At 68.6% G+C, this 22,818-nt stretch carries 22 protein-coding genes; 8 read left to right on the forward strand and 14 right to left on the reverse strand.

Annotated features, from left to right (window positions below; translation table 11 throughout):
- Nucleotides 1–3 precede the first annotated feature (3 nt).
- A complete protein-coding gene (locus DOL89_RS11240) occupies nucleotides 4–510 on the forward strand; it encodes a DUF4398 domain-containing protein (RefSeq protein WP_119679237.1) in 507 nt (168 codons plus the stop codon).
- 37 nt (nucleotides 511–547) lie between these two features.
- Nucleotides 548–1,342 (forward strand): OmpA family protein, encoded by a 795-nt coding sequence (locus DOL89_RS11245; RefSeq protein ID WP_119679238.1) that lies wholly within the window; start codon nucleotides 548–550, stop codon nucleotides 1,340–1,342.
- A 66-nt stretch (nucleotides 1,343–1,408) separates the two neighbouring features.
- Here DOL89_RS11245 and DOL89_RS11250 read toward each other — a convergent pair whose 3' ends face one another.
- Together DOL89_RS11250 and DOL89_RS11255 are read right to left on the reverse strand one after the other, a co-directional pair.
- A complete protein-coding gene (locus DOL89_RS11250) occupies nucleotides 1,409–2,188 on the reverse strand; it encodes a fasciclin domain-containing protein (protein ID WP_119679239.1) in 780 nt (259 codons plus the stop codon).
- Between the two features lie 34 nt (nucleotides 2,189–2,222).
- Nucleotides 2,223–2,858, reverse strand: coding sequence for a PRC-barrel domain-containing protein (locus tag DOL89_RS11255; protein WP_119679240.1), 636 nt, complete (start codon nucleotides 2,856–2,858; stop codon nucleotides 2,223–2,225).
- A gap of 171 nt (nucleotides 2,859–3,029) precedes the next feature.
- Between DOL89_RS11255 and DOL89_RS11260 the strand changes: the two genes are divergently transcribed.
- Nucleotides 3,030–4,034 carry a BON domain-containing protein gene (locus DOL89_RS11260; protein ID WP_205574567.1) on the forward strand — a complete coding sequence of 335 codons (1,005 nt, stop codon included), beginning with the start codon at nucleotides 3,030–3,032 and terminating at the stop codon, nucleotides 4,032–4,034.
- Nucleotides 4,035–4,172: 138 nt separating this feature from the next.
- Nucleotides 4,173–4,520 (forward strand): hypothetical protein, encoded by a 348-nt coding sequence (locus DOL89_RS11265; RefSeq protein WP_119679241.1) that lies wholly within the window; start codon nucleotides 4,173–4,175, stop codon nucleotides 4,518–4,520.
- A gap of 6 nt (nucleotides 4,521–4,526) precedes the next feature.
- Here DOL89_RS11265 and DOL89_RS11270 read toward each other — a convergent pair whose 3' ends face one another.
- The 4 genes from DOL89_RS11270 to sucC form a co-directional block, all read right to left on the reverse strand.
- Nucleotides 4,527–4,841, reverse strand: a complete 315-nt coding sequence (locus DOL89_RS11270; protein ID WP_205574568.1) for a BrnA antitoxin family protein — start codon at nucleotides 4,839–4,841, stop codon at nucleotides 4,527–4,529.
- Nucleotides 4,780–5,073, reverse strand: coding sequence for a BrnT family toxin (locus DOL89_RS11275; RefSeq protein ID WP_119680380.1), 294 nt, complete (start codon nucleotides 5,071–5,073; stop codon nucleotides 4,780–4,782). Before DOL89_RS11275 ends, DOL89_RS11270 begins: the two co-directional genes overlap by 62 nt.
- A gap of 209 nt (nucleotides 5,074–5,282) precedes the next feature.
- Complete coding sequence (gene sucD / locus DOL89_RS11280; protein ID WP_119679243.1) at nucleotides 5,283–6,158, reverse strand: succinate--CoA ligase subunit alpha; 876 nt, start codon at nucleotides 6,156–6,158, stop codon at nucleotides 5,283–5,285.
- A 1-nt stretch (nucleotide 6,159) separates the two neighbouring features.
- Nucleotides 6,160–7,356: an ADP-forming succinate--CoA ligase subunit beta gene (gene sucC, locus DOL89_RS11285; RefSeq protein WP_119679244.1), complete on the reverse strand. Its 1,197-nt coding sequence runs from the start codon at nucleotides 7,354–7,356 to the stop codon at nucleotides 6,160–6,162.
- Between the two features lie 340 nt (nucleotides 7,357–7,696).
- On the opposite strand from sucC, the gene DOL89_RS11290 reads away from it, so the two are divergent.
- Complete coding sequence (locus DOL89_RS11290; RefSeq protein WP_119679245.1) at nucleotides 7,697–9,883, forward strand: patatin-like phospholipase family protein; 2,187 nt, start codon at nucleotides 7,697–7,699, stop codon at nucleotides 9,881–9,883.
- 68 nt (nucleotides 9,884–9,951) lie between these two features.
- Here DOL89_RS11290 and mdh read toward each other — a convergent pair whose 3' ends face one another.
- Nucleotides 9,952–10,917: a malate dehydrogenase gene (gene mdh, locus DOL89_RS11295; protein WP_119679246.1), complete on the reverse strand. Its 966-nt coding sequence runs from the start codon at nucleotides 10,915–10,917 to the stop codon at nucleotides 9,952–9,954.
- 341 nt (nucleotides 10,918–11,258) lie between these two features.
- Here mdh and DOL89_RS11300 point away from each other — a divergent pair, with 341 nt between their 5' ends.
- Nucleotides 11,259–11,585, forward strand: coding sequence for a hypothetical protein (locus tag DOL89_RS11300; RefSeq protein WP_119679247.1), 327 nt, complete (start codon nucleotides 11,259–11,261; stop codon nucleotides 11,583–11,585).
- Nucleotides 11,586–11,661: 76 nt separating this feature from the next.
- Here DOL89_RS11300 and DOL89_RS11305 read toward each other — a convergent pair whose 3' ends face one another.
- From DOL89_RS11305 to DOL89_RS11325, 5 genes are all read right to left on the reverse strand, one after another.
- Complete coding sequence (locus tag DOL89_RS11305) at nucleotides 11,662–11,928, reverse strand: PepSY domain-containing protein (protein WP_119679248.1); 267 nt, start codon at nucleotides 11,926–11,928, stop codon at nucleotides 11,662–11,664.
- Nucleotides 11,929–12,008: 80 nt separating this feature from the next.
- The gene (locus DOL89_RS11310) at nucleotides 12,009–12,512 is read right to left on the reverse strand and encodes a GNAT family N-acetyltransferase (protein WP_119679249.1); all 504 of its coding nucleotides are present in this window, start codon (nucleotides 12,510–12,512) and stop codon (nucleotides 12,009–12,011) included.
- Between the two features lie 4 nt (nucleotides 12,513–12,516).
- Nucleotides 12,517–13,623, reverse strand: a complete 1,107-nt coding sequence (gene leuB / locus DOL89_RS11315; RefSeq protein ID WP_119679250.1) for a 3-isopropylmalate dehydrogenase — start codon at nucleotides 13,621–13,623, stop codon at nucleotides 12,517–12,519.
- Nucleotides 13,624–13,694: 71 nt separating this feature from the next.
- Nucleotides 13,695–14,309 carry a 3-isopropylmalate dehydratase small subunit gene (leuD, locus tag DOL89_RS11320; protein ID WP_119679251.1) on the reverse strand — a complete coding sequence of 205 codons (615 nt, stop codon included), beginning with the start codon at nucleotides 14,307–14,309 and terminating at the stop codon, nucleotides 13,695–13,697.
- 113 nt (nucleotides 14,310–14,422) lie between these two features.
- Nucleotides 14,423–15,265 carry a substrate-binding periplasmic protein gene (locus tag DOL89_RS11325; RefSeq protein ID WP_119679252.1) on the reverse strand — a complete coding sequence of 281 codons (843 nt, stop codon included), beginning with the start codon at nucleotides 15,263–15,265 and terminating at the stop codon, nucleotides 14,423–14,425.
- A 200-nt stretch (nucleotides 15,266–15,465) separates the two neighbouring features.
- Between DOL89_RS11325 and zapE the strand changes: the two genes are divergently transcribed.
- Both zapE and DOL89_RS11335 read left to right on the forward strand, forming a co-directional pair.
- Nucleotides 15,466–16,593, forward strand: a complete 1,128-nt coding sequence (gene zapE, locus DOL89_RS11330) for a cell division protein ZapE (RefSeq protein ID WP_119679253.1) — start codon at nucleotides 15,466–15,468, stop codon at nucleotides 16,591–16,593.
- 134 nt (nucleotides 16,594–16,727) lie between these two features.
- Nucleotides 16,728–17,906: a DUF2336 domain-containing protein gene (locus tag DOL89_RS11335; RefSeq protein WP_119679254.1), complete on the forward strand. Its 1,179-nt coding sequence runs from the start codon at nucleotides 16,728–16,730 to the stop codon at nucleotides 17,904–17,906.
- Nucleotides 17,907–17,912: 6 nt separating this feature from the next.
- Here the strand turns inward: DOL89_RS11335 and treY are convergent, their stop codons facing one another.
- Both treY and treZ read right to left on the reverse strand, forming a co-directional pair.
- Nucleotides 17,913–20,792, reverse strand: a complete 2,880-nt coding sequence (treY, locus tag DOL89_RS11340; RefSeq protein ID WP_119679255.1) for a malto-oligosyltrehalose synthase — start codon at nucleotides 20,790–20,792, stop codon at nucleotides 17,913–17,915.
- Between the two features lie 128 nt (nucleotides 20,793–20,920).
- Nucleotides 20,921–22,807 carry a malto-oligosyltrehalose trehalohydrolase gene (treZ, locus tag DOL89_RS11345; RefSeq protein ID WP_205574569.1) on the reverse strand — a complete coding sequence of 629 codons (1,887 nt, stop codon included), beginning with the start codon at nucleotides 22,805–22,807 and terminating at the stop codon, nucleotides 20,921–20,923.
- Nucleotides 22,808–22,818 lie beyond the last annotated feature (11 nt).

Raw genomic sequence — 22,818 nt, forward strand, 5'->3', positions numbered from 1 at the left:
TCCATGTTCCGCAGAGCGTCGGCCGTGGCCGCCCTGTTCCTGGCCACCACCGCCCTGGCGGCCTGTTCATCCGGCCCGGACTATCCGCCGCCCGACCTTGCCGCCGCACGCGCCGCCGTCGACGGCGTCGATCCTGAGACCGTGAACCGCTATGCGGCGGTGGAGATGCGCGAAGCGCGCTCCTACCTCGACCAGGCGGAGGCCGCATGGCGGCAGGAGAATGCGGAAGCCGCCCAGCGTTATGCCACGCAAGCGCTGGCAACCGTCCGGCTGGCCGAAGCCCGCGCCGACGCCGCCGAAGCGCGCGCGGCGGAGAGCGATCTTCAGGAATCGCTGCAGTCCGCGCCCGGAGCCACTGGCACGACCACGAGCCCCGGCCTGACCGGAACCACCGGCATGTCGCCATCCGGCACGGGCGTCGACCCCTCCACCATCGGGACTTCCGGCACGGGTCTGACGCCGACGCCGGTACAGCCCGCCCCCGTTCCCATCACGCCGAACGGCCGCTGACGCCGTACGCCATCCAAGATCCGAATGGGGACATGACATGATCAAGAACAAGACGACCATGCGCGGCCTGCTGGCCGGCGCCAGCCTGATAATCCTGGCCGCCTGCGCCTCCGCCCCGGACGAGTACGCGCCCCTGGCGCAGTTGGAGCAGCGCTTCGACCAAGCCCGGCTGGAACAGGTTCCGGCCAACGCTCCCGTCCGCTTCCAGGAAGCAGAGCGGACCCTCAGCCAGGCGCAGTCGCGGCTGGGCGAGGCGGATGAGCAGGAGCTGTCCTATCTGACCCAGCTGGCCAGCACCCAGCTCGACACCGCAATGACCGAGGCGGAGGCCAAGCAGACGCGGGAGCAGCGCAGCGCCCTTCTGGCCGACCAGCAGCGCGTCATGCTTCAGGAGCGCGAGGAGATGTTGCAGCAACGGGAGGAGGAACTCGCCCTTGCCCGGCAGCAACTGGCCGAGTTCGAGCAACGGCAGACCGAGGGCGGCCTGCTGGTGACGCTCCGCGACATCAATTTCGACCTGGATTCAGCCAACCTCTCCCCAGGCGACCAGGAGCGGCTGGCTCCGCTGGCCGACTATCTTCAGCAGCATCCCGACCGCAACGTGGTGATCGAGGGACACACGGACGCCAGCGGTCCAGACGACTACAACCGCCAGCTCTCGCAGCAGCGGGCGGAAGCGGTGCGCAATTACCTGGTCTCCCGCGGCGTCTCGGCCGGCCGCATCCAGACGGTGGGCCGCGGCGAATCGGTGCCGGTGGCCGACAATGGCAGCGAGGCCGGTCGGCTGCAGAACCGCCGGATCGAGGTGATGATCGCCAACCCGGCCGGCTGACCCAGCCGGCCGAGCGGACGCCCTGCTCCCCGCCCCCGCATGGGTGGACGGGGAGCAGGGTCCGGTTCAGCGCATCCCGGCGGGCAGCAGCACCTGGTCAATACCGTGCACCACGCCTTCCGCGAAGGCGATGTTGCCGGTGACGATACGGGCTGTTCCGGGGCCGCCGCCCAGTGCGACTTCCGGGTCCGGAGCCTGAGCGCCCGGTTCTCCGGCAGCGGCGAGGACGGGCCTGCCATCGGCAAGAGCCACCCGGATCGGCGTCCCGCCTGCCGTCCGGACCTCCTGCGGAAGCTGGTCGGCCGCCAGCGCCTGTCCGCTGACGACATGCTGGTTCAGGACATTGCGCAGCAGCTCCCGGTCGGTGTCGAGCCGCTGCCGCAGCTCCGCCGGCAGGGCGTTGAACGCTTCGTCCGTCGGCGCGAAGATGGTGTAGCTCCCGCCCCCGCCAAGCTCCTGCGCCAGGCCGGAGGCGTCGGCCAGTCGGGTGAAGGTGCTGAAGCCGCTACGCCGCTCCAGCGACTGGGCCAGCGTACGGTCCGTGGCTTCGATCCCGCCGGAGGCACCGTTCTCCAGGACCCGGTCCGCCTGGGAACCGCCGGCCCCCCGGCAGCCGCGCCCACCGCCGCACCGATGGGACCGCCGACCAGGGCGCCGGCAACAGCGCCGCCCATGGCGCCGGAGGCGGCCTGCTCCTCCGTGTTCGAACCGCAGCCGGCCAGGACAAGCGCCCCGGCCGCCAGCAGACCCATCACGCGTTGGTGACGCATCATTGTGCTCCCTTCCCTCGAAAGATGCGAAGGGAACCGGCGCGGAAGAGGTTGGTTCCCCACAGCCGCCCGGCACCCTTCCGCATCCGGAACGACGTCGACCGGCACCGCTACCTGTTGCCGTTTCCGGTCCTCACGCCCTGATCGGCCAGGGACACTGCATTGCCGTCGGGCGTGAACGCCTCGCGGGTTTCGATATCCGCACGGGTCAGGGTGGACAGCTCCAGATCCGCCTCCGGCGAAGGCAGGATCATCTCGTCGAAGTTCACGGCGACCTTCTTGTCCATGCCCTCGCCGGACAGGATGACGTGGACCGCCTGGCCGGACCCGTCGAGGATCACATCCTCCACCTCCCCCACCGTATCGCCATTGACGTCCTTCACCGAGCGGCCGATCAGCTCGTCGGCGCTGATGGTGGTCTGGCCTGTCCCGGTCGGGGCGTTGGCGGCGTGCGCGCCGGGCTGATGCATGCCGGAAGCGCTAGTGTCCAGCGGCGGGGCGCCGGCCGGCGAGGCGGCGGTCATCGGATCGCCGATGGGTGGAGTGCCGAGGCCGGCCGGGCCGGGTTCGGCATCGCGCGGGTCACCGGGACCGGCGGGCCCGATGGGGCTGGGCGGCGTCATCCCGTCCACTCCCGCCGGCTGGGCCGGGGCCGTATCGGTCTGGGCGTTGGCGACGGCCGGAACGGCCAGCGCCAAACCGGCGGCGACCAGCAGGCCGCCCTTGAGGGTGGCGCGAAGATTCATTGCAAGCACTCCCGTCTGTTGAGGTTGCCGCATTCAACAGAAGCCCGTGGCCGGTATTACGGGAAAGACACAAGCTTGTCCCCGGCACAGACCGTTCCGGGGCTGCAACGACCGCGCACCACCCCTGTTGGCTTGGTCTCACCCAAAGAAAGAACCAGGAGGAGATCAGGCATGGCTGACTATTACGACGATGATCGCTACCGGTCCGACTACAGGGGCGGCCGGGGTTACGACCGTCCGCGACGCGACCGGGATCGCGACATGGACCGGGGCCACTATGGCAACTTTGCCGGGGAATGGCGGCGCACCGACTATACGGATGCCGAGCCTGGCGGCTATGGCGGCCGGGGCCATGATGAGGACCGCTACTACGGCCGCGACCGGGACTATGGCCGCGACCGGAACTTCGACGACCGCGGATACAGCGACCGCCCCCGCTCCGGCCATGGGCTGAGCGGCGCTGCCCTTGCCGGGCGGGGTTTCGGCTCCCGCGATTATGGAAGCCGCGACTATGGCGACCGGGATTATAGCGGTCGGGACTATGGCGGCGCGCGCGCCTATGACGACCGCCGCGGCCGGAGCGGCGGCGGCGATCACGGCGACCGCGGCTTCTTCGCCCGCGCCGGAGACGAGATGGCGTCCTGGTTCGGCAGCGACGATGCGGAGCGCCGCCGCCGCTGGGATGCCGAGCATGGCGACGAGGGCGCCCAGCACCACCGCGGCCGCGGCCCCACCGGCTATAAGCGCGCCGATGCCCGCATCTCCGACGATATCCATGACCGCCTGACGGAAGACCCCTATCTGGACGCCACCGACATCAGCGTGAAGGTGGAGGATGGCGAGGTCACGCTGAGCGGCCATGTTTCCAACCGCCGCGACAAGCGCCGGGCCGAGGATCTGGCCGAGGATGTGATGGGCGTGCGCCATGTGCAGAACAATCTGCGCGTCCGCGAAGGCGCCGGCTTCGCCATGACCGGGTCCGGCACCCGCGACGAGAACCAGCGCAGCACCAGCTGGGGCAGGTCCGACAGCACTGGCAGCGTCCGCACCGACGCCAGCGGCAACCAGCGTCAGGCCGCCTCCTCCGGCGAGGGCTTCGGCGCCGAGCGCGGCGGCAACAACCAGTCCGACACCGGTCTGGCCGGCCTGCCGACCAGCAACCGGACCATGCCATAGGCCGGCGGGGCGCACCGCCCCTGCCCCTTCAGGCTGATCGGAAAAGGCCGCCCGGCGGAAGGGCGGCCTTTTTCATGAGCTGCCCGGTTGTTGGTCAGGCATCGCCGCAAGGCGGATCGGTGAAGGGGGCGGGCAACCATGCGGACCGGCACGACAGTCTTCCATCTGGGCCTTGGTCTCGCCTGGCTGCTCATCGCCGCCGTCACGCTCTGGGCCGTCTGGCGGATGGGGCTCGGTACGGTCGTGCCCAGCTTCATCGCCGGCTACGCCCATCCCTGGCAGGCCCAGTTCAACACCGACCTCGCCCTCCACACCCTGCTCGCCGCCGCCTGGATCGTCTACCGGTCCCGGTCGAGGGCGGCGGGGCTGCTCTGCGGCGTCTGCGCCGTGTTCCTCGGCGCGCTCTTCACCCTGCCCTATGTGCTGGCGGCCTCGATCCGGGCGGGGGGCGACATGCGGCGGTTGCTGCTGGGGTCGCGGGCCTGACCGGGATCATCCCTGCTTACGCGCATGCTCCATATAGGCGCGCAGAACGGCGTTCATCCGGGTCTGATAGCCGCTTCCCGTCTCTTTGAAGAAGCTGACCACATCGCGGTCGAGCCGGATGGTGACCGGCACCTTGCCCTCCGGCTCTACGATGCGGGCGCTCTCAAGCCAGGACTCGTCGATCAGCGGCGCTGTGTCCGGATCATTGGCAATTTGGCGCGCGATCTCCTCATCCGTGGTCGCGTCGAACCGCGTCCAGTCAGCTTTGGGCCTGGGATCGGCCAGCGAGCGCCTGACGATATGTTCCTTGCTCACGTGCATTGGCCTTTCGTGCCGAGATGATCCTGCGCACATCGCCTCGGTCGGCATAGACGATGACAAGGACCCGGCGGTCCAGTTCGCCCAGCGCGATGCAGCGCGCCTCTCCATAATCATGCCGTTCGTCGCGCCATTCGATAATGGCGCCGGCAAACATGTGGATAGCCTGTTCGAAATCGACGCCATGCTTGCCGAGGTTGCTCCGGCGCTTGGCCTCGTCCCACTCGAACTCCATGCAGGCCATCACCCCTGTCGGAACGATCCAACCCTAGTCCGCGTACATACATCCGTCAATACAGCAGGGGTGACCGTAAAACAAAAAGCCGCCCGGAGGTCCGGACGGCTTTTCATCATGGCGGGCGGCGTGTCGCAATCCGGACTGCGGCCTTCTTGCGACCTACGGGGGCGTAGGTCGCGAGGAGCGGAGCGGATTGCGACGGGGCGTCAGCCGCCCATGGCCTTCAGCATGGTGGAGCCCAGGCTGGCGGGGCTGTCGGCGACGTGGACGCCGGCAGCGCGGAGCGCCTCGACCTTGAAGTCGGCCGTGTCGTTGCCGCCGGAGATCACCGCACCGGCATGGCCCATGCGGCGGCCCGGAGGAGCGGTGCGGCCGGCGATGAAGCCGACGACCGGCTTCTTCAGGCCGCTCTCCTTGATGAACTCGGCCCCCTTCACCTCGGCATCGCCACCGATCTCACCGATCATGATGATGCCTTCGGTCTCCGGGTCCTCCGCGAACATCTGGAGGGAGTCCACGAAGTTGGTGCCGTTCACCGGGTCGCCACCGATGCCGATGCAGGTGGTCTGGCCGAGACCGGCGGCCGTGGTCTGCGCCACCGCCTCGTAGGTCAGCGTGCCGGAGCGGGACACGATGCCGATCTTGCCGCGCTTGTGGATGTGGCCCGGCATGATGCCGATCTTGCACTCGTCCGGCGTGATGATGCCGGGGCAGTTCGGGCCGATCAGGCGGGTGCCGCTGCCCTGGAGGGCGCGCTTCACCTTCACCATGTCCAGCACCGGGATGCCTTCGGTGATGCAGACCACCAGCGGGATGCCGGCATCGATGGCCTCCAGGATCGCGTCGGCCGCGAACGGGGGCGGGACGTAGATCACGGAGGCGTTGGCGCCGGTCTTGGAGACGGCGTCGGCCACGGTGTCGAACACCGGCAGGTCCAGGTGGGTGGTGCCGCCCTTACCGGGGGTGACGCCGCCGACCATCTTGGTGCCGTAGGCGATGGCCTGCTCGGAGTGGAAGGTCCCCTGCGCGCCGGTGAAGCCCTGGCAGATGACCTTGGTGTTCTTGTCGACGAGAACGGCCATGTTACGCGGCCTCCTTCACGGACTTGACGATCTTTTCGGCAGCATCGGCCAGATTGTCGGCCGACAGGATGGGCAGGCCGGACTCGGCCAGGATCTTCTTGCCGAGATCGACGTTGGTGCCTTCCAGGCGGACGACCAGCGGAACGTGCAGCGACACCTCGCGGGCCGCGGCGACCACGCCCTCGGCGATGACGTCGCAGCGCATGATGCCGCCGAAGATGTTGACCAGGATGCCTTCCACATTCGGGTCGGACAGGATCAGCTTGAAGGCCGTGGTCACACGCTCCTTCGTGGCGCCGCCGCCGACATCCAGGAAGTTGGCCGGCTCACCGCCGTACAGCTTGATGATGTCCATGGTCGCCATGGCGAGGCCGGCGCCGTTCACCATGCAGCCGATGTTGCCGTCCAGCTTCACGTAGTTCAGGCCGTGCTTGGTGGCCTCGGTCTCGGACGCCTCCTCCTCCGACTCGTCGCGCAGCTCCTCCACGTCCGGATGGCGGTACAGCGCGTTGTCGTCGAAGTTCATCTTGGCGTCGAGGGCGATCACCTCGCCGGCACCGGTCACGACCAGCGGGTTGATCTCGACCAGGCTCATGTCCAGCTCGACGAACGCCTTGTACATGGCGGTCAGGAACTTCACGCAGGCATTGACCTGCTTGCCCTCGAGACCCAGGGCGAAGGCGATCTTGCGGGCGTGGTAGCCCTGCAGCCCCTCGACCGGGTCGATGGCGACCTTCGTGATCTTCTCGGGCGTGTTGTGGGCGACCTCCTCGATCTCCATGCCGCCCTCGGTCGAGGCGACGATGGTGACGCGGGAGGAGGCGCGGTCCAGAAGCATGGAGAGGTACAGCTCGCGCTTGATGTCAGCGCCCTCTTCCACATAGAGGCGGTTGACCTCCTTGCCTTCCGGCCCGGTCTGCTTCGTGACCAGGGTCTTGCCCAGCATGGCGCCGGCGTTGGCCACCACGTCATCCACGGACTTGACGACGCGCACGCCGCCCTTCCCGTTCGGGTCCTCCTTGAACCGGCCGGCCCCGCGGCCGCCGGCATGGATCTGGGACTTCACCACCCAGACCGGACCGCCGAGTTCCTCGGCAACCTTGCGCGCTTCCTCGGGCGTGTAGGCGACGCCGCCGCGGGGCACCGCGACACCGTACTTCTTGAGCAGGCCTTTCGCCTGGTATTCATGGATGTTCATTGGGATCGCCGGCTTGTCGTGATTGGGGACGATCCGGCCCGCACCCGCCAGTCCGCGACAGGCACGGGCTAGCGGGCAAGGCTGGCCGCGCCCAGGATGTCACACCCCGGGCGGCGGCACTTTAACACCCCACGGGCGGGGATCAACCGGCTAAAGGGCCGGAAACATTGCATGGCAGCGAAGCGGGGGCACTGCGCACGCAAATCCAGGCGTTACGGGGCTGCCGCAGTGCAGCAGCCCCGCCCCAAGCCGCCCCCTTGCAGTGCGCAGACACGGTTCGGCACTCGCATTAAGAGATTTAGTGGTACTCTGGTTGGATATTCTGCCTTCTGGAGTGATCATGGCGGCGTATCTGAAACCGATCGCGGCGGTCTGGGGCGTTCTGGTGACCGTGCGGTTCTCCCTGCTCTTCACACTGGTTGTTCTGGCTGTACTTATGGCCGCGAGCCAGGCCAAGGACCTGCTGTGGCTCACGGCCGAAAAGGGCTGGGGCTGGTCCGGGGCGCTGTCGCTCTATGTCGCGGCGCTGATCTATGCGGTGAACGCCTGGTACTGGGCGCGAATCGCCCTCTATGCCCGCAATGCGGGGCCGGACGACCTGACGCCGTTCGCCCGGCGACTGGAAAGCGGCCTTCCGCGCTTTCTGGGCGCCGCCCCCTTCGCAGCCCTGGCCTATGCGATCTGGAACGCCGCCGGCACCCGGATCACCGAGAACATGGCGCCGGAGACACTGCACCGGCTGGACAGCATGGCGGTTTTCTCGCTCCTGCTGGGAATGGCCTTCTTCGGCTTCACGGTGATCCGCCGCCGGCAGTTCCTGAACAGGGACTGGCAGGAGGAGCGGACGATCCAGGTCGCTCAGGCCGGGCTGCCGGCAGACAGCCGCGTGCTGCCCTGGTCGCGCCTGCCGGCGCTGACGCGGAAGCTGATCAAGGCGTTCCTGCCGGTATTCGCGGTCGTGGTGGCGGTGACCGCCCTGATGCCGGTGGAGTTCGGCCGGTTCTGGGGCATGGCCCCGCTGCTGCTGGTCTGGGGCGCAGGCTTCGTCGCCATCGGCAGCGCCGTGTCCTATTTCAGCAGCCTGACCCGCCTGCCGCTGCTCCTGGGGCCGCTCGCCCTGGCCTTCCTGGTCGGGGGGATGAGCTGGAACGCCAACCACCAGCTCCGCATGACGGCGGAGCCGCAGGGTCCCGCGCCGGTCCCGGTGGATACCGCGTTCCAGCGCTGGTTCGAGGTCCGCGCCGCCGAGATCGCCGCCAGCCCGGAACCCTATCCCGTCGTGATCGTCGCCTCCGCCGGCGGCGGCATCCGCGCCGCCTACTGGACCAGCTATGTGCTGGCCCGGCTGGAGGATGCGCGCCCCGGCTTCTCCCGCCATGTTCTGGCCATGAGCGGCGTGTCCGGCGGCAGCGTCGGCATCTCGGCCTTCGCCGCCGACGTGAAGCTGGGCAGGACCAGCCAGGACTCCGCCACCCGGCGGGCGCTGGACTATTACGAGGCGGAATTCCTGTCGCCGCTGATGACCGGCTTCCTGATTCCCGACCTGGCGCAGCGCTTCCTGCCCCTCCCCGTGATGTGGGGCGGCAATCCGTTGCTGGACCGGGCGCGCGGGTTCGAACTGGGCCTGGAATCCAGCCCAGGCGCCATCGCCGGCCCGATGGGGACCACCGTGGCCGGGCTTTATGAGGGCGGGGCCACGGACGTGCCCTTCCTGTTCCTGAACACCACCACGGTCCAGACCGGGGCCCATGCGGTGATCAGCCCCGTCCGGCTGGACCTCGGCGCGTTCAACCAGGTCACCGACCTTTCCTGCATCAGCCAACGGGTGCGCGTATCCACGGCGGCCCACACCTCCGCCCGTTTCCCCTATCTCAGCCCGGCGGGCGAGCTGGAGTGGGAGAATGCCGCAGGCTGCGAGCCGGCGCCGGGAAAGGACTATGATTATCTGTATGTGGATGGCGGCTATTTCGACAATTCCGGCACGGTGACGGCCCGCGGCATCGGCATCGCCGCCGGCCGGGCCTTCGCCGCCGTGCGCGACAGGATCGCGCCGTCGGCCAGCATCCGGCTGGTCTTCGTCTATCTGGCCAACGATCCGGAGATGCCGACGATCGAGGCCGGCAACAGCTGGCCCGCCCAGCCGGACACGCCGCCCTCCACGGCGTTGCAGGATTTGACAGCGCCCGTGGTCACCATCCTGAACGTACGCTCCGCCGTGCAGTTGGAGATGCTGGATCAGTTCGTTGAGGATGTGGAGCGCGGCAAGTTGAACAGGGATGCCGACCATGAGTCGGACGTTTCCGGCATGTCCTTCCACCTGATGCGGCTGCCGGCTTCCGTGCCGGACGTTCCGTTGGGCTGGGTCCTGTCCGACCTGTCCAAGGAGGAAATCCGCCAGTCGGTCGATGGGTGCCCCGGCGCTGCTCCCCCCGCCGACGTGAAGGCCTCCGCCGCCGGGCACATCATGCCGGACGATGTCACCTGCGAGAGCTGGTCGGCCCTGATGCAGATGCTGCCGGTCCGGTAACCCGAAAAGCAAAACCCCGCGCCGGGTATCCGGCGCGGGGTTTCATCATTCGCAGAAGGCCGAAGGGATCAGCCCTCGGCAGAGACCTTCCGGGTCACCTCGACGAGCTGCTTCACCGCATCCACCGACTTGGCGAACATGGCCTTCTCGTCCTCGTTCAGCTCGATCTCGACGATCTTCTCGACGCCATTGGCGCCGATGATGACCGGCACGCCGATATAGAGGCCGTCAACGCCGTACTGGCCGGTCAGCTTGGCGGCGCAGGGCAGGACGCGCTTCTTGTCCTTCAGGTAGCTCTCGGCCATCGCGATGGCGGAGGCGGCCGGGGCGTAGAAGGCGGAGCCGGTCTTCAGCAGGCCGACGATCTCCGCACCGCCGTCGCGGGTGCGCTGGACGATCTTGTCCAGCTTCTCCTGCGTGGTCCAGCCCATCTTCACCAGGTCCGGCAGCGGGATGCCGGCGACGGTGGAGTAGCGGACGGACGGCACCATGGTGTCGCCATGGCCGCCCAGCACGAAGGCGGTCACGTCCTCGACGGAGACGTTGAACTCCTCGGCCAGGAACCAGCGGAAGCGGGCGCTGTCCAGCACGCCGGCCATGCCGACCACCTTCTCCGGCGGAAGGCCCGTCACTTCCTGCATCAGGCCGACCATCGCGTCCAGCGGGTTGGTGATGACGATGACGAAGGCGTTCGGGGCGTGCTGCTTGATCCCGGCGCCGACGGCCTTCATCACCTTGGCGTTGATACCGACCAGATCGTCGCGGCTCATGCCCGGCTTGCGCGGCACGCCGGCGGTGACGATCACCACATCGGCCCCGGCGAGGTCGGCATAGTTGCTGGTGCCGGTGTAGCCGGCGTCGAAGCCTTCGACCGGCGACAGCTCGGCAATGTCGAGGGCCTTGCCCTTGGCCACGCCTTCCGCGTCGGGGATGTCCAGCAGGACGATGTCGCCCAGCTCCTTCTGGCCGGCCAGCAGGGCCAGGGTGCCGCCGATCTGGCCGGCGCCGACCAGTGCGATCTTCTTGCGTGCCATGGATGCTTCCTCGGGTTTGTTTCGCGGTGTAACGAATAGACGAAATTACACGTCGCCCCGCGGGCATGCAGGCCAGTCGGCGCCCCCGCGGTGCAGCGCAGCGAACTGCGGGCTGATTAGCCTGATTCGTGCCTGCGGGCAAGCCGCCTGGACCCCCTCCGGATGGATAGCAGGGAACACCCGGCAGCAGGTCGGGGTTGGTTCAGGGACATGTTCCGCCGCCGGAGACCGACGATGCGCAAAACCAGACTGACAGCCCTTGCCCCCGCCGCGGCGCTGGCGGCCCTCTCCCTCTCCGCAGCCTCCGCCCTGGCCCAGCCGGCGGGGGAGGCAGTCCGGGGATGGACCGCCCCATGGTTGCCCCCGGCAGCCCGGCGCCGCCGGTCGGCCTGTGCGAGCGAAACTACAACCTGCTGAACATCATGATCGAGCCGGGCATGCATGCCATCCCGGTCTGGGTCCGCCCCTTCACCAGCCAGGACGACACCGCCCCGGAAATCCTGGCCCTGTACAATGAATGCGCCCAGCGCGTCGCCGCCGCCCCGCCGCTGGTGAGCTGGAGCGCCAGCGGGCCGGGCCTGCGCCCTATGGGCGACATGGACACTCCCCTTAAGGGGGACCCGAACCGGCCCGACCTGGAGCAGCAGAACAGGCCGGCTCCGCGCTGAGCGTCAGCCCCTGTAACGCGTAAAGGCCGGACCGCCTGCACTGGCGGTCCGGCCTTCTTGATTCCGCTCCGGAATGTCAATCGGAGTCGCGGCTGACGATCTGCATCGACTGCGGATCGATGTGCAGGTCGTATTCACGGCCATCGGCCATGCGGGCGTCATCCACCTCCCAGCGGCCGTCATCCAGCTCGATCTCCTCCCAGCTTTCAAAGCCGTTGGAGCGCAGCACCTGCTCGAGCGCCGCGCGTTCGTCGGCATTGGGCGACCGGTCGTCGGCCAGCGCCGGTGTGGTCAGGCCCATCGCCAGGGCGCAGGCCGCGCCGGTCAGGAACTTGCCGTGCATGTTCTCCTCCTTCTTGCCATCGGCGTCCGGCCGCCGCCTGGGCCAGCCTATGGGAAGACCAGCAGCAGGACCGGGTCCGGTCAGAGGGAACTAGGGCTTGCCGCCGCCGCGGCCAGCCGCGCAAAAGGCGCGCCGGCAATGGCCATGGTGTCCACGATTTCGGATGCCGCCCCCAGGCTGCGGTAGAAGAGCTGGGCGCGGGTGTTCCCGCGCCGGACATGCCAGGCCACCCAGCACCCTCCCCCATCGGCGGAAATGCGCGCGGCTTCCGCGATCAGGGCGCCGCCGAGGCCGTGCCGGCGGGCATGCGGCTCGACATAGATATCTTCCAGCACCACGCCGGCGCTGCCTGTATGGCTGTCATAGCCGCGGGTCAGCAGGGCGATGCCGGCAGGTTGGCTTGCCAGTTCCCCCATCAAAGGCTGGAAACGGCGGTCGGGGCCGAACCCGTCCCGCCGGAAAACGGAAGGGGTGAGGCCCGGCGGCCCCACCCCTTCCTCCACGCTCAACGCGGCTACCATGGCGGCGAAGATGTCGGCATCGGACGGCCGGGCCTCGCGCACCGTAACAATGGCGGCATGCATCCGGTCAGCTCGACAGCTTGTCCATCTCGCGCAGGATGGTATCGGCCATCACGCTGGTGGAGCATTTGGCCATGCCGGGCTGCATGATGTCGGCCGTGCGCATGCCGGTCTTCAACACGTTCTGCACCGCCGTCTCCAGCAGCACCGCCTCATCCTCCAGGTCGAAGGACCAGCGCAGCGCCATCGCGAAGGAGAGCAGCATGGCGATGGGGTTGGCGGCATCGCGGCCGGCGATGTCGGGGGCGGAGCCATGTACAGGCTCATACAGCGCCTTGCGCTTGCCATCCGCGCCGGCCGCCCCCAGCGAGGCGCTGGGCAGCATGCCGATGGAGCCGGTCAGCATCGCCGCCTCGTCCGACAGGATATCGCCGAACAGGTTGTCGGTCACGATCACGTCGAACTGCTTGGGATTGCGGACGAGCTGCATGGCGCAGGCGTCGGCCAGCATGTGGCTGAGCTCCACATCCGCATAGTCGGCCTTGTGCAGGGCGATCACCTCCTGCCGCCAGAGCAGGCCGGACTCCATCACGTTGGACTTCTCCGACGAGCAGAGCTTGTTGCCGCGCTTGCGCGCCAACTCGAAGGCGACGCGGGCGACGCGCTTGATCTCGCTGGTGGTGTAGACCTGGGTGTTGATGCCCCGGCGCTCCCCATTGCCCAGATCCTCGATCCCGCGCGGCTCCCCGAAATAGACGCCGCCGGTGAGCTCGCGCACGATCATCAGGTCCAGGCCGCGCACGATCTCGGGCTTCAGCGTGCTGGCGTCCACCAAAGCATCGAACACCACGGCCGGGCGCAGGTTGGCGAAGAGGTCCATCTCCTTGCGCAGGCGCAGGAGCCCGGCCTCCGGCCGCTTCTCGAAGGTCAACCCTTCCCATTTCGGCCCGCCCACCGCGGCCAGAAGCACGGCGTCGACCTTCAGCGCCTTGTCCATGGTGGCGTCGGTCAGCGGGGCGCCATGGGCGTCGATGCTGGCGCCGCCGACCAGCCCCTCCTCCACCCCGAAGTCCAGGCCGCGACGGCGGTTGTACCAGTCGATGGTCCGCCGGACCTGCCGCATCACCTCGGGACCGATGCCGTCGCCGGGAAGGAGAAGAAGGGAACGCGCCATATCACACCCCTGTATGCTGAACTTCCGGGCTTATTACCCCGTTAACGCTCCTGCGGAAAGGCTTCCGCGCGTCAGGACGCCCACAGCCATGGTTGGCCAGTGCGCTGCCGCTGCTCGTAATCGTCGATGTCGCCGGCCTGACGCAGCGTCAGACCGATATCGTCCCAGCCGTTCAGCAGGCATTCCTTGCGGAAGGCTTCCACCTCGAACGCTACCCGCTCCCCATCCGGCATTTCGATGGTCTGGCTGGGCAGGTCGATGGTGAAGGTGGCGTTGGCCCCGTTCTCCGCCGCCTGTTGCAGGCGGTCCACCTGCTCCTGCGGCAGGACGATGGGCAGAACGCCGTTCTTGAAGCAGTTGTTATAGAAGATGTCGGCGAAGCTGGGGGCGATCACGCAACGGATGCCGTAGTCCAGCAGCGCCCAGGGCGCGTGCTCACGGCTGGAGCCGCAGCCGAAATTCTCCCCCGCGATCAGAATCTTCGCGTTCCGCCATGCCGGCTGGTTCAGTACGAAGTCCGGCCGCTCCCGCCCCTCATCATCGAAGCGCATGGAGGCGAACAGGCCGGCGCCAAGGCCGGTGCGCTTGATGGTCTTCAGGTAGCGGGCCGGAATGATCATGTCGGTATCGACATTCACCATCGGCAAAGGGGCGGCGACCCCGGTGAGCTGGGTGAACTTCTCCATGGCATGTTCCTCGGCGCGACGGGACTTCAACGGACGGGCAATGTGTGCCACAGCCGTTCCGGGGAACAAATACGTAATTCGGTTGCCAGGGCTGCGGCCGCGGCGCAACAACGCTACCTTTTGGCGGTCATCGCGGGCGCGGTGGATATGGTGGGTATCCCCGGAACGGTCTGTCCGCCACTCTGCATTCCCGGCCACAGCCCATCGGTGGAGGCGGCCAAGGTTCCGTCCGCCGCCATGCTTTCCAGCGCCCTGTTGAAGCCGGCCACCACCTCCGGGGCCACGCTGGCCCGGCTGAACATGACATGGGCCATGGAGACCTCGATGTGCATCGGGTGGATTTCCACCCGGCCCGCCATATCGCCGTCCCGCAGCATGCGTTCGGCGATCAGCCGGCCTGTGATGAAGCCGTCGATGCGGTCGCGGAGAAGCATGGTCAGGGCATTCTCCTCCGCCGGAACCGGGATGGCGTTGTCGTCCAGCCGACCCTGCTCCACCAGCTCCGCATGGATGGGGCTGTACCGGCTGGCAGGGTTGGAGCCCAGACGGAAGTGGCTATCCGCCAACTGCTCCAGGCCAGAGAAGGGGAACCGCCCCGTCTCTCCCTTCCGGACGAGAAGCACGTTGCGCCCCGGCCGGAGGGGGCGGGAGAAGCGGGCGAATGCCAGCCGCTCCCCCGTCAGGGTCACGCCGGCCATGGCATCCATCCGCCCTTCCTTGAGCAGGGCGACGGCGCGTCCGCGCGGCATCTCGTGCCACAGGACCGCGCAGCCCATGCGGCGGGCGGCCTCGCCGACCAGCTCGTAATCCAGCCCCTGCATGGTTCCGTCGGGCGCTCGATAATGGAACGGCTCCCACGCGCTCCAGGCGAAGCGGAGAGTGCAGGAGGCGGCGGCCTGATGCGGCGTCGATAGGAAGAACAGGGCCGTTATCGCGGACGCCATACGGGCGAACATCTGCAAGTCCGTCGACAGGGAAAAAGATACGGGAACCGACAGACTACCTCTTTCGCGCGGCTTGTGTACATGAATATGCGCCGCTTCGGATGCCGTTCCGCATGTCGCCCGCCCGGCCTGCCCCCTTGCCGCGGTCCCGGCCCATCCGCTAGGAAGAGGGCTGCTCCCGCCCGCGCCAATCCGGAAAGCCGCCCCGCCAGATGACCGACGGCCCTCTCGCCACCTACCGCGCCCGCCGCAGCAGCGGCACCCTGAAGGCGGACCCGGCGCAGGCGCTGGCGGCGGAAAAGCTGCAGAGCCTGTGGAACGCGCTGAAGGATTACCGCCCGGCCATGGGGCATGTGGGCTGGCGCGCCCGCTTCGGCCTGGCCCGTCGTCTCGATCCCGCCCCGCAGGGGCTTTATGTCTATGGCGATGTCGGCCGCGGCAAGTCCATGCTGATGGATCTGTTCTTCGAGACCGCCCCGGTGGAGAAGAAGCGCAGGGTCCATTTCCACGCCTTCATGATCGAGACCCACGCCCGGCTGCATGAGATGCGCAACCGGGCCAAGAGCAGCGACAAGGGGGCGGAGGAGCTGCTGCCGGAACTGGCCTACCGCATCGCGGAGGAGGCCTGGCTGCTCTGCTTCGACGAGTTCCACGTTACCGACGTGGCCGACGCCATGATCCTGGGCCGGCTCTTCACCTCCCTGTTCGAGCTGGGGGTGGTGGTGGTGGCGACCAGCAACTGGCCGCCGGACGACCTCTACAAGGACGGGCTGAACCGCCGGCGCTTTCTGCCCTTCATCGAGCTGCTGAAGGAGCGGCTGGACGTGCTGCATCTGGGCGGGCCGACCGACTACCGGATGGCGCGGCTGCACGGGGCCAAGGTCTACCACTACCCGCTGGGTCCGGCGACGTCGCAGGCGCTGGAACAGGCCTGGTCCGATGTCACCGACGGGGCGGAAGGCAGGCCCACGCACCTCACCGTGCAGGGCCGCCGGGTGGAGGTGCCGCGCGCCGCCAGGGGTGTCGCCTGGTTCCATTACGACGCGCTGTGCGGGCAGCCGCTGGGCCCGGCCGACTATCTGTCCATCGCCACCCATTTCCACACGGTGATCCTGGACGGCATCCCGCGGCTGACAGCGGAGCAGCGCAACGAGGCCAAGCGCTTCATGACGCTGATCGACGCCTTGTACGAGCACAAGGTCAAGCTGATCGCCGCCGCCGATGCAGCGCCGGAGCACCTTCACAGCGAAGGCCAGCACGCCTTCGAATTCCAGCGCACCGTGAGCCGCCTGATGGAGATGCAGGCGGAGGATTATCTGCAGGGCGAGCATCTGCCGTAGCCGAGCCCACCTGCCCGGAAGATCAATAGGTGCGCTGAACAGTTGCCCGACAGGGCCGGACCTGGGATTCTGGGGCACCGGATCGGGCGGTGGAGATGCCCGGCCGCAGCGGATGCCGGAATGGGAGCGCGCCGATGGATGGCGGGGTGGATGCGCTGAGCTACGAGACAGCCAAGGTCCTGGCCGTGGACCCCGACCCGTCCGTGCGCGCCGGTCTGGCCGCCCGCCCTGATACGCGGCCGGAACTGCTGTACTACATGGCCGACGACAATGACCCGTCGGTGCGGCTGGCAGTGGCCGGCAATGCGGCGACGCCGGTGCGGGCCTCCGCCCGGCTGGCGCGCGATCCGAACGCGGATGTCCGCGCGGTGCTGGCGGCCAAGCTGGCGCGGTCCCTGCCCCATCTGACGGCGCAGGAGCATGCGGCGCTGCATGAGCTGGCGGTCAACGCGCTGACCATGCTGGCGGCGGATCAGGCGGTGCGGGTGCGGGCGGCCCTGGCCAGCGCCATCAAGGATGTGGATTGCGCCCCGCCCAAGCTGGTGGCGACCCTGGCCCGCGACGTGGCGCGGGAGGTGGCGGAGCCGGTGCTGCGCACCTGCGCCCTGCTGTCGGACGAGGACCTTCTGTCCATTATCGCCGCCCATCCCGAACCCTGGGTGCTGGAGGCCATCGCCCGCCGCCCGAATGTGAGCGCCGCAGTCGCCGACGCGGTGCGGGCGGAGCAGGAGCCGGAAGCCGGTACGGCCGTGCTCACCAGCGGTCCCGCGGCGGCGGCGCCCTGGGAAGGCGGGACGCGCGGCGCATTGCCGCCGGAGATCACGGCCAAGCTGACCGACTTCGTCGAGGATGGCATGCGCGAAGCCCTGGCCGGCAGCGGCGCATTCGATCCGGAGACCGGGACCGAGATCGCCGATGTGGCGCGGCGGCGGCTGGATTTCGCCCGCGGCTATGGCAGCGGCGAACGGCCGGCGCCGCGCGCCGACCGGCTGTTCGCGGCGGGCGAGCTGGATGAGGAGGTGGTCTGGGATGCCATCTCCTGGGGGGATCGGGATTTCGTCCGCGCCGCCCTGGCGCTGCTGGCGAAGCTTCCGCCGGAGCTGGTGCAGCGCATCCTGGACACGCAGAGCGCCAAGGCGATCACCGCCCTGGCCTGGAGGGCAGGGCTGTCGATGCGGGGGGCGCGGCTGTTGCAGCACAAGGCGGCGGGCATCCATCCCAAGCGGCTGCTGAACGCCCGCCACGGCACCGACTACCCGCTGGGCGAGGAGGAGATGCGCTTCCAGCTCGGCCTGTTCGGGATCGAGGACTGACGGAGTTCAGCCGCAACGCAGAAGCGCCACCGGGAAACGGCGCAGCAGCTCGCCCACCGGCAGGCGGCCATCGCCATTGGGGTTCGGCACGACATCTCCGGTCAGCAGGTTGGTGCAGTCGATGCCCGCAGGCAGCTCCGGCATGTGCAGCACCGTGTTGCCCCATGCCTCATGCGGGATCATCGGCAGGGCCGCATTCTCCATCAGCGGCGCCACCAGCCGCGGGGCGACTACCAGCGCCACCCTTCCCTCCGCCCGGCGCAGGAAGGCCACCACCCGCTCCGCCTGCGCGCCGGACGCCTCCACCGGCACATAGTCGCCATCGGCATAGAGGGCGGGATCGTCCCGGCGGTGGGCCAGGGCCGTGGCCCAGACATGCTGCTTGATCCGGCCGTCGCGCCAGTTCTCCAGCAGTGTTTCCGGCGATGACGCATCGTCCAGCGCCCGATTCAGCCGGACCCAATCCGGCGGGCGGCGATTGTCGGGATCGACCAAGGACAGGTCCCAGAACTCCGTGCCCTGGTAGAGGTCCGGCACGCCGGGCACCGTCGCCGCCAGCAGGGTCTGGCTGAGCCCGTTGACGGCGCCCACGGGGGCGATGCGGGCGATGAAGCCGGTCAGGTCCTGCAGGAAATGCTGGCTGCGCTCCGGGTCCAGGATGCCGTGGATGAAGCGCTGCAGGGCTTCCTCGTAATCGGTATCGGGCTGCGCCCAGTTGGAGCGGAACTTGCTCTCCCGCACCGCTTTCAGCATGTAGGCCTGGAGCCGTTCCGCAAGGGCGGCGAGGCCGTCCGCATCTTGCGGCCCGAGGTCCAGCGGCCAGGCCCCCACCAGCGTCTGGTACAGCAGATACTCGTCATTGCGGCCGGGGGCGGGCCGCCGCTCCATCTCCCGCTTCTTCAGCCGGTTCAGCCGCGCCCATTTGCGCACATGCCGGTGCCATTCGTCCGGCAGCTCGGACAGCATGTCGATCCGCACGCGGGTATCGGCCCCGCGCTTGTGGTCGTGGGTGGCGAGGGTGACGAGCTGGTGGGGCCAGCGCCGCCGGCGCTCCTGGTTGGCGTGGTGGAAGGCGGCGACGGTGGTGCCGAACCGGTCCGGATCGCCCCCGACCTCGTTCAGGGAGACGAGACGGACAAAGCGGTAGAACAGCGTGTCCTCCACCGACTTCGCCATGACGGGGCCGGTGAACTGCTGGAACTTCATGGCGATGCGGTGGACATCCGCCGCCTTGTACCCGGCCCGCCTCTCCTGCGCCAGGCCGGCGGTCAGGGCGTCGCGCAGGAAGTCGTAGACGGTGAGGTCGGTCGCCGCCTCCGCCGATTTGCGCGCCCGGCTGACGGCCCAGTCGATGTAGCGCCGGTCCTCCTCCCCCGCTTGGTCCGGGGTGATGTAGGTGCGGTAGACCGGGAAATGGGCCACGATGTCGGCCAGCGCCCGGCGGATACCGGTGAGCGTGTGGTCGCGGGTGTCCCAGCTCTGCTGCGCCAGCCGGTGGAGCTGCCCCGCCAGCACGTTCAGCTCCGCTGACAGGTTGCGGGAGACGATCAGCCGCTTGGCCGCGACCAGCATCTCCTCGTAATTCGCCTCCCGCTCCAGGAACTGCTCATAGATGTGGGTCAGATCCTCCTGGGAGGAGGTATCGACGAACAGCCCGTTGACCAGCACCATGAACTCGTAGCCGGTGGTGCCGGCTACGGGCCAGTCCTCCCGCAGATGTTCGTGCCGGGCCAGGATCTTCTCCACCACCACATAGAGCGGTTCGCCCAGCGCCGGGGCGCCGGGGGCCTGCGGCAGCGCGCCCGGCCGGTCGGTCAGGTAGGCGGCGCGGTTCTGGAGCTGCTCGCAATAGGCCTTGGGATCGAACAGCCCGTCGATATGGTCGATCCGCACCCCCTGGAGCTTGCCCTCGCCGATCAGGCGGAAGACGAGCTGGTGCGCCAGCTCGAACAGCTCCGGCCGCTCGATCCGCAGGCCGGCCAGCTCGTTGACGTCGAAGAACCGGCGGTAGTTTATCTCGTCCGCCGCCACCCGCCAGAAGGCCACGCGGTAGGCCTGCCGCTCCAGCAGCTCATGCAGCTCGCGGAAGCTTTTCGGCTGGCCGGGCACGCCGCTCAAGCGGTCGCAGACATGGTCGATGCAGCGCGCGGCGGCCGGCGCTTCCTCGCACAGCCGGGCGAGGCGGGCCTTCAGCTCATCGGCCTGCCGGCGGACCAGCGACTGCTTCTGGATGGAGCGGGAGGTGGAAGAAAGGGCGGAGAAGCCGTTGGCCAGCTCGCCCAGCGCCTCCTTGGCGGCCGCATCCTCCACCCGCTCCCACGCCTGGCGGAGCAGGCGGGGATAGTCGCGCACGGCGACGGGACACCTGTTCTCCCAGTACCAGACGCTGAACACCCCGCCATCGAGCTTGAGCTTCAGCTCCCCCCGCTCCAGCACGGCTCCGTACTGGTCGCCCAGGATGGGCAGCAGCAGCCGCCCGCCGGACTGCCAGTCGATGTCGAAGAAGGGGGCGTAGGGGCTGGCCTCCCCCCATTCCAGCACATCCAGCCACCACGGATTGTCGGACCCGCCCACCCCCATGTGGTTGGGCACGAAATCCAGGATCAGCCCCATGCCATGGGCGTGCAGGGCGGCGACCATGGCGTCGAACGCGGCCTCGTCCCCGATCTCCTCGTTCAGCCTTGCATGGTCGATGATGTCGTAGCCGTGGGCGGAGCCGGCGCGCGCCTTCAGGAAGGGCGAGGCGTAGAGATGGCTGACGCCCAGCCGGGCGAGATAGGGCGCCAGCTCCGCCGCCTGCGCGAAGCCCAGGTCCTTGGAGAATTGCAGCCGCGCCGTGGCACGCGGAACGGCGGGAATAGGCGGGGTCGGCTGGTCGGCGGCCATGGGCTCTTTCGTCGTTGCTTCGGTTCGCGCAAGGGCTGGACGGGGTGGGTTGGAGAGCATGCCAGCGGTGCAGCGTCGGACCTCGCCGACGCTCGATCCGACCTACGGCAGCCGATCCGACCTGCGGCTCACCCCGCCTCGGGCGCGGTCAGGAACCAGGCGGCGGACCAGGGGGGCATGCGGCCCTGGTCCAGCAGGTCTTCCAGCCCCTCCTCCGTCTCGAACAGCAGGTCGCCGCCGGGATGCTCGAATCCGTCACGCTCCTCCTCGCCCAGATTTGCGGCGACGGAGAGGATGGCGCCGTCCGCCAGCTCCCAGGCCACCGTGATGGCGCGGCCGTTCCAGCAGCGTCCTTCCGCCCGGGCGGACATGCCGGCCAGCCGGGGCACGATGGCGTTCTGGCGGAGCTTCAGCAGCACGCCGTAATGGGCCAGCCAGTCCTCATGCTCCTCCCAGGCCAGCGCCTCCCAGTCCAGCTTGCTGGCGATGAAGGTCTGCTCGGCATTGGGATCGGGGATGCGGGCCAGGATTTCGGGGGCGGAGAATTCCGGGAAGCTTCCGAACTCCCGCAGCCGCCCCTCGCGGACGGAGTCGGCCAGCCCGCCGTGGAACTCGCAGAAGAAATGGAAGGGCGTCTTCGCCCCCCACTCCTCCCCCATCCACAGCATGGGGATCTGGGGGCTGAGCAGGTGGAGGCTGGACATGGCCCGCAGGGCCCGCGGCTCCACCAGCATGGACAGCCGCTCCCCCAAAGCACGGTTGCCGACCTGATCGTGGTTCTGGAGGAAGCTTACGAAGGCGGTGGGCGGCAACTCCCCGCTCGGCTCCCCGCGGTTCTTGCCGCCGCGGTGGGCGGAGGGTTCGCCCTGGTAGATGAAGCCCTCCGTCAGGGCGCGGACCAGCATCTCGCCGGGCGCGTCGGGATAGTCCTTGTAATAGCCGCCGCTCTCGCCGGTCAGCAGCACATGGCAGACATGGTGGAAGTCGTCGTTCCACTGGGCCGTGTAGGTTTTGGGGCTGCCATCCTTGCGGCGCTTCAGGTGGCGGGCCTCGTTGGAGTCGTTCTCCAGCACCAGATGGATGTGCCGGTCCGGCAAGCGCTCCCGCACGGTCTTGCCCAGCTCGGTCAGCAGGTCGGTGCCGCTGCTGTCCACGATGGCGTTGACGGCATCCAGCCGCAGCCCGTCGAACCGGAACTCCTCCAGCCAGTAGAGCGCGTTGTGGATCATGAAGTCGCGGACGGGACGCGCATGCTTGCCATCGTAATTGATGGCCGCCCCCCAGGGGGTGTGATGCCGGTCCGTGAAGAAGGGCTTGGCGTAGGCGTGCAGGTAGTTCCCGTCCGGCCCGAAATGGTTGTAGACCACGTCCAGGAAGGCCTGCATGCCGCAGGCATGGATGGCGTCCACCAGCTGCTTCAGCTCGTCCGGCGTGCCGTAGGAGCTGTCCGGCGCATAGAACAGCACCCCGTCATAGCCCCAGCCCCGCCGGCCGGGGAAATCGGCCAGCGGCATCAGCTCCACCGCGGTGACGCCCAGGCTGGCCAGATGCTCCAGCTTGTCGATGGCGGCGAGATAGGTGCCCTGGGGCGTGAAGGCGCCGACATGCAGCTCATAGAGCACCGTCTGCTCCCACGGGCGGCCCCGGAAGCCGGGCTCCTCCCACCGGTAGGCGGCGGGGTCGATGACGGTGGAGGGACCGTGCGCGTCATGGGCCTGATAGCGGGAGGCCGGATCGGGCACCAGCATCCCGTTGGGAAGCGCATAGCGGTACTGGCTGCCGGCTTTGGCCTGATCGGTGGTCAGGCTGAACCAGCCATCCCCTTCCGCCTTCATGGGCAGCCGCCGCTCCCCGCTGCCGGTCGCCAGCGCCAGCTCGACGCTGTCAACCGACGGCGCCCACAGGCGGAAGCGGACCCGGCCGTCGGGCTGGATCTGGGCGCCGAAGGGCATGGAATGGGCGACGCGGTCCGGCGTGTCCGGGGCGGCATCGGCTTCGCGGGCGGACACGGTCATGGGATGGCACC

It is taken from the genome of Indioceanicola profundi (assembly GCF_003568845.1).
Lineage (GTDB): Bacteria > Pseudomonadota > Alphaproteobacteria > Azospirillales > Azospirillaceae > Indioceanicola > Indioceanicola profundi.